This is a genomic window from Phenylobacterium sp. (genome assembly GCF_020253645.1).
Taxonomy (GTDB): Bacteria; Pseudomonadota; Alphaproteobacteria; order Caulobacterales; family Caulobacteraceae; genus Phenylobacterium.
Genome location: NZ_JADCBG010000173.1, coordinates 1 through 5,211 on the forward strand (window position 1 = coordinate 1; position 5,211 = coordinate 5,211).

The following is a 5,211-nucleotide window of genomic DNA, read 5'->3' on the forward strand; positions in this document are numbered from 1 at the left end:
GCCAGGCCCGCCGAATCGGCCAGTTTCCCGGAGGTTGTCCGTTTCCTGACGCCCCAGTTCCAGGCCCGCGAGGAAGACCCGCCTGGCGCCCTCCTCACCCTGGGTCCAGACAAGGTCGGTCTGGCTGAAGAGGTTGGTACGATCCGTGTAGGCGCGATACGCCTGAAGCGGATAGGTCGAGGGCCGGCCCTGAGCATCGGCCACGGCCGGACCCGACGCAAAGACGTTGCCATAGCCCTTGTCATAGCGGCCCCAGACCGTGCGGTGACGGAGGTTCAGATCCGCGCCAAGGGGCTGCTCGAAGGCCAGTCGCAGGGTGTCACCTTCGAAAAGGGACCAGTTCTGTGACGGATCGCCGAAGTAAGCGGACACCGGAACCACAAGGGGGCGGCCCTGGAATGACGGCGCACCCCGGTCGATGGTGCGGTCGTCCACGAACCTTTCATAGGTGAGGGTTGCGGTCAGGCCGCCAGCGGCGCGGAGCGTGATGGAGGGATTGACGCCCCAGCGCTCAACATTGGTGTAGTCCCGGTAACTCCCGGAGCGCTCATGAAGGGCGTTCACGCGGCCTGAAAGGGACGCACTCAAGGGAGCGCCCAGGTCCGTGACGACCCGAAGGTGGCGAAAGTCGCCAGCCTCCGCGGTCAGGCCGACATGGCGGCGCCCATCGGCGACCCGCGTCACGCGGTTGATCACCCCGCCGCCGCCGCCGCGCCCGAAGATCATGGCGTTGGGACCCAGCAGGACCTCCACCCGTTCGACGTTGTAGAGATCGCGATGATACTGGACGTCGTCCCTGATCCCGTCGACGAAGAAGTCGGCCGTCGAAGCGTTGCCGCGAAGGTTGGGGGCGTCCCTGTGGCCTTCGCCCTGGCCAATCGTGGCCCCGGGAATGAACCGGAGCACATCCGCCATCGACTGCATGGCCTGATCCCGTATCAGGTCCGCAGACACGACGCCGACCGACTGAGGGATATCCCTGAGGTCGGCCGAAATGCGAAGGGCCGTGTCCAGCCTGTGCGGCAGGTATCCTTCATCCGTCTGGGCGGTGATGATGAGCTGCGAGACCTGGGTCACCTCTTCTTCCGCCCGCGCGCCGGCGGCCCCGGCCAGAAGGCCGGCGGTGAGAAGAAGGAAGGCCCGGTGGTTCATGGACGCCTGATGCAACTGAAACTGACAATCGTTCCTAACAAGGACGTCACCCGCCGTAAATGCGAATTATTCTCAAGAAATGGAATTCGGAGAATCGAGACTTGCCTTGCCTCCTGCGGTGGATGACCTAGGCGACGATGGCCAAGCCGCTCCCCTCCCTGCCCTGGCGACATCCGCTGGACGCCTTCCATTCCCTTCGGGATACGCCCCTCGCCCTCCTGCTCCTGGGCGATGGTGAGAATGGGCGGTGGAGCGCAATCTTCGCCCATCCCCGATCCCGGGAGCTGGCGGCCGGCGCCGGCGACGCGCTCGCCAGGGCGAGGACCTGGCTGGAGGGGCTGCGACCGGGCGGTCCAGCGCCAGAAGGCGCCCCCTTCCACCCCGGGATCGCCGGCATACTGGGCTATGATGCGGGGTGTCCGGGTTCAGGCCCACCCTCGGCGCTGGGACTCTACGACCGGATCCTGGCCTTCGACCATGAGGCCCGGGCGGTGCACTTGATCGAGGCGCAGAACGCCGCGCCGGACGGCCGTGAGGCGCTGCTGGCCCTCCTGGACGCTCCCCGTCCGCCCCCTCCCCTCCCCGGCGCGGGAGGGGTGGAGGATGTGGAGCCGCGCGAGGCCTTCGGCGGCAAGGTCGAGGCGGTTCGGGCGCGGATCGCCTGCGGCGAGTTCTATCAGGCCAACATCTCCCGCCGGTTCGAGGGCCGTCTCGGGGATGGTGATCACCCCTTCGACCTCTTCCGTCGGCTGGCCCGCTCAAGCCCCGCCGCCTTCGCGGCCTACCTTCGTCTGCCAGGCTTCGCCATCGTCTCCAACTCTCCGGAGCGGCTGGTCCGGGTCCGCAATACGCCGGAAGGTCGTCTGGCCCTGACCAGCCCCATCAAGGGCACAGCGCCTCGGGGCCCCACCCCGGAGGCTGACGCCCTGAACGCCCGGGGCCTCCTGGCCAGCGAAAAGGACCGGGCGGAGAACCTCATGATCGTCGATCTGATGCGCAACGACCTGTCACGGGCCTGCCGGCCCGGATCGGTGCGCACGCCCCGGCTGTTTGAACTCAAGACCCTGCCCAACGTGCACCACCTCGTCTCCCACGTGGAGGGCCTGCTGGAACCGGAAAGGACCGCCATCGACCTGCTGGAAGCCTGCTTTCCGGCGGGCTCCATCACGGGGGCGCCGAAGCTCCGGGCCATGGACGCCATCCGCCAGATCGAGGGTTCGCCCCGCGGCGCAGACTATGGCTCGATCTTCCGGGCCGGGACGGACGGGAGCCTGGACTCCAGCGTCCTGATCCGGACCGCCACCTGCCATGAGAGGCCTGGCGGATGGTCGGTGGCCTTCCGGGTCGGCTGCGGGATCACTTCTGACTCTGACCCCGAGGCTGAGACCCGGGAGACCGAAGCCAAGGCCCTTCGGCTGGTCCAGGCCATTGCGGGGACCTGCCCATGATCGTCTGGCGCGACGGAGACTGGATCGAGGACGGAGATGTCCTGCCGGCGGACGATCGCGGTCTGACCCTGGGAGATGGCCTCTTTGAGACCCTCCTGGCGGTGGACGGCACACTGGCTCACGCGGGGCTCCACTTCCGACGCCTCGCGGGCTCCGCTGCGGCGCTCGGCCTGCCGCCGCCGCCGGGAGCCGACCGACTGGTCGCCGCCACCCGGGAGACCCTGTCGCGGAACGGTCTGGACACGGGACGGGCCGCCGTCCGACTGACCCTTACAGCCGGGCGCTCAGCGCGGGGTCTGGCGCGGGATCCCTCCGCCCCGGCCCGGCTCCTGATCACCGCCAATGTGGCGCCGGAGGCCGGGACCCCGGTGCGCCTCGTGACGGCCAGGGTGCGACGCAACCCCGCCTCCCCGGCCTCGCGCCACAAAACCCTGTCCTACATCGACAGCGTCATGGCCCTGAGGGAGGCCGCCGCCCTGGGCGCAGACGAGGCCGTCCTCCTGAATGTCCGGGGTCGTCTGGCGTGCGCCGCCGCCGCCAACCTGATCTTCCGGATCCGGGGAAGGATCATCACGCCGCCTCTTTCAGAGGGCGTTCTGCCCGGCGTCACCCGCGCCCGTCTGAGGGGGGCTCTGCCGGATCTGGAGGAGCAACCCCTCACGCGACGCGAAGCGGAAGCGGCGGATGGCCTGGTGCTGACCAACGCGCTTCGCGGACTGCGCCCCGCCCTCTCCTGGGACGGACGCGACCTGCCGGGCAGCGAGTCTCTCAAGTCCAGGCTGGAAGAAGGTCTTTCCCTCGCGGAAGACCGTGCTAGCGTCGTTTGATATCCTCCAGGCGGCTACCGTCCCTATTTCGGTCATTGCACGACGGTTGAAGTGCTGAAAAGCCGCCGTTGCCCTCGGCCGGCTTACTTTCGGATGGGGCCGAAATTGTCATCCGGATAGTGGATGGTTTCTTGTCCAGGTTTGCGGGAGCCAACCACCATCAACGTCGCTTCGCGGTCCTCCTCGTTGACAATGTGATGGGCGTTTGGTTCGCCGGCCACGAAGCCGACGATGTCTCCAACCTTGAGTTTATGCCTGCCATTCTCATCGACAAGCGTTGGGGAGCCGTCGAGCACATAAACCATCTCGTCTTCTGCTTCATGCCAGTGTCGATTGGCAGAGAAGGCGCCAAGCCTCAGGATTACAATGTTAACGCCGAATTGGTTGATGTCGACGGCTTTCGCAAGACGCGCCTCATACCGTCCTGCATATCGAGGGTCTGCGTCTGCGACACCTGGCAAGCCGGCAATTTTTGGAATCACTGAGATGTTGGTCAGCCGTGTCCGCATGTGTTTGCCCACCATACCGCTCTACATAACGATAGTCCGGGTATGGCGCCTGCGTCGAGTATGCACGCGTGCGGCGCCCACCTACGCGTGGGGCCGTAGCCGACCCCGTATCAGTCGTTTGGCGACAGTCTTAGCAGCCCCATAGGCAGATTTTTTTCGGGTAGCTGAAAGCTAGAGGCTCGCCATGACCGCCGAGACCCCCGCCCCCATCGACCCGGAACTGCTTCTGAGAGCGAAGAAGCGAGTCGCTTTGCGTATGGGATTCTTCGCCCATGCCCTGGTCTATGCGGTGGTGAATGGCGGACTGTTCATCCTGAACATTTCCCAGGGCTCAGAATACCTCTGGTCCTTCTGGCCCCTCGTGGGCTGGGGGATCGGCCTGGCCGCCCATGGCCTTGCGACCTGGTTCTCGCTGAATGGCGAGGGCATGCGCGAGCGCATGCTGAAGCAGGAGATCGACCGTTTGACCCGAGGCCGGTAAGGCCGTCAGGCGCCGCGTTTCGGTTTGCCGCGATAGGGCGCGCCACGCGATGCGGGCGCGTCGTTCGGCTTTCGCTTAGGACCCGTTCGCGGGGGCGGCCCTGATCCGGCCGGCCGGGGCTTTCCCTTCCAGGGCCGGTCCCCCGGAGGGACAGCGGCGCGGTCGGCCTGGGGGAACGGCTTCTTCTTGAAGGGTTTCTTCTCGAAGAGGGGCTTCTCCAGGGGTTGGGGCGAACTATGCGCCGCCATCTCTGTGGCGGCGGGCCGGGGCGCACGCTTGGGACGCGGCGGGGCGGAGCCCTCCTCACCCCTCGGCTCGAACTCCCGGCGGGGACGCTGGGGTCGGGGCGGCCGGGCATCGGCGCCGGGCGCCTCGGAAGGTGCGATCCGCGTCCCGTCCGGAAGCGGCGCGGCGATGGCGGCCGCAAAGGCCGGAGACACCTCCCGGACGATCTCGAAACGGGTTTCGTTGTCGAGGACGCGGATGAAGCCGATCTCGCGCTTGGTCACGCCACCCGCACGGCAGATCTTGGGAATGAGCCATTTCGGGTCGGCGCCGTCCTTCCGGCCGATGTCGATGCGGAACCAGTCGCTTTCGCCGGACTCGCGCCGGGCCGGCGCCTCGCGCCGGACCTCGCCTCTCGGCTCGTCCCTGGCCGCAGGCGACCAGCGCGACGGCGCGTCGTCCACCACATCCTCCGGCGGCGGCAGCTTCTCTCGGTAGAGCCGCATCAGGGCGCCGGCCACCTGCTCCGGAGACATCCGCTCCAGCAGGCGGCGGCCCTCCTCCATGCA

6 protein-coding genes are annotated in these 5,211 nt (G+C 67.3%); 3 read left to right on the forward strand and 3 right to left on the reverse strand.

Features of this window, described 5'->3' with window-relative positions:
* Nucleotides 1–1,152, reverse strand: a 1,152-nt coding sequence (locus tag INE98_RS11405) for a TonB-dependent siderophore receptor (RefSeq protein WP_293539054.1), incomplete at its 3' end; no start/stop codon positions are given.
* Nucleotides 1,153–1,289: 137 nt separating this feature from the next.
* Between INE98_RS11405 and INE98_RS11410 the strand changes: the two genes are divergently transcribed.
* Both INE98_RS11410 and INE98_RS11415 read left to right on the forward strand, forming a co-directional pair.
* Nucleotides 1,290–2,600 carry an anthranilate synthase component I family protein gene (locus INE98_RS11410; protein ID WP_293539055.1) on the forward strand — a complete coding sequence of 437 codons (1,311 nt, stop codon included), beginning with the start codon at nt 1,290–1,292 and terminating at the stop codon, nt 2,598–2,600.
* On the forward strand, nt 2,597–3,427 hold the full coding sequence (locus INE98_RS11415) for an aminotransferase class IV (RefSeq protein ID WP_293539056.1): 831 nt from the start codon (nt 2,597–2,599) through the stop codon (nt 3,425–3,427). The genes INE98_RS11410 and INE98_RS11415 overlap by 4 nt, the downstream gene beginning before the upstream one ends.
* Before the next feature lie 83 nt (nt 3,428–3,510).
* Here the strand turns inward: INE98_RS11415 and INE98_RS11420 are convergent, their stop codons facing one another.
* The gene (locus INE98_RS11420) at nt 3,511–3,936 is read right to left on the reverse strand and encodes a cupin domain-containing protein (RefSeq protein ID WP_293539057.1); all 426 of its coding nucleotides are present in this window, start codon (nt 3,934–3,936) and stop codon (nt 3,511–3,513) included.
* Between the two features lie 184 nt (nt 3,937–4,120).
* Here INE98_RS11420 and INE98_RS11425 point away from each other — a divergent pair, with 184 nt between their 5' ends.
* Entirely contained in the window at nt 4,121–4,417 is a 297-nt protein-coding gene (locus tag INE98_RS11425; RefSeq protein WP_293515558.1) for a 2TM domain-containing protein, read from the forward strand.
* Between the two features lie 5 nt (nt 4,418–4,422).
* Here INE98_RS11425 and INE98_RS11430 read toward each other — a convergent pair.
* Nucleotides 4,423–5,211: DbpA RNA binding domain-containing protein (locus INE98_RS11430; protein WP_293539058.1), on the reverse strand; the 789-nt coding region annotated here is incomplete at its 5' end.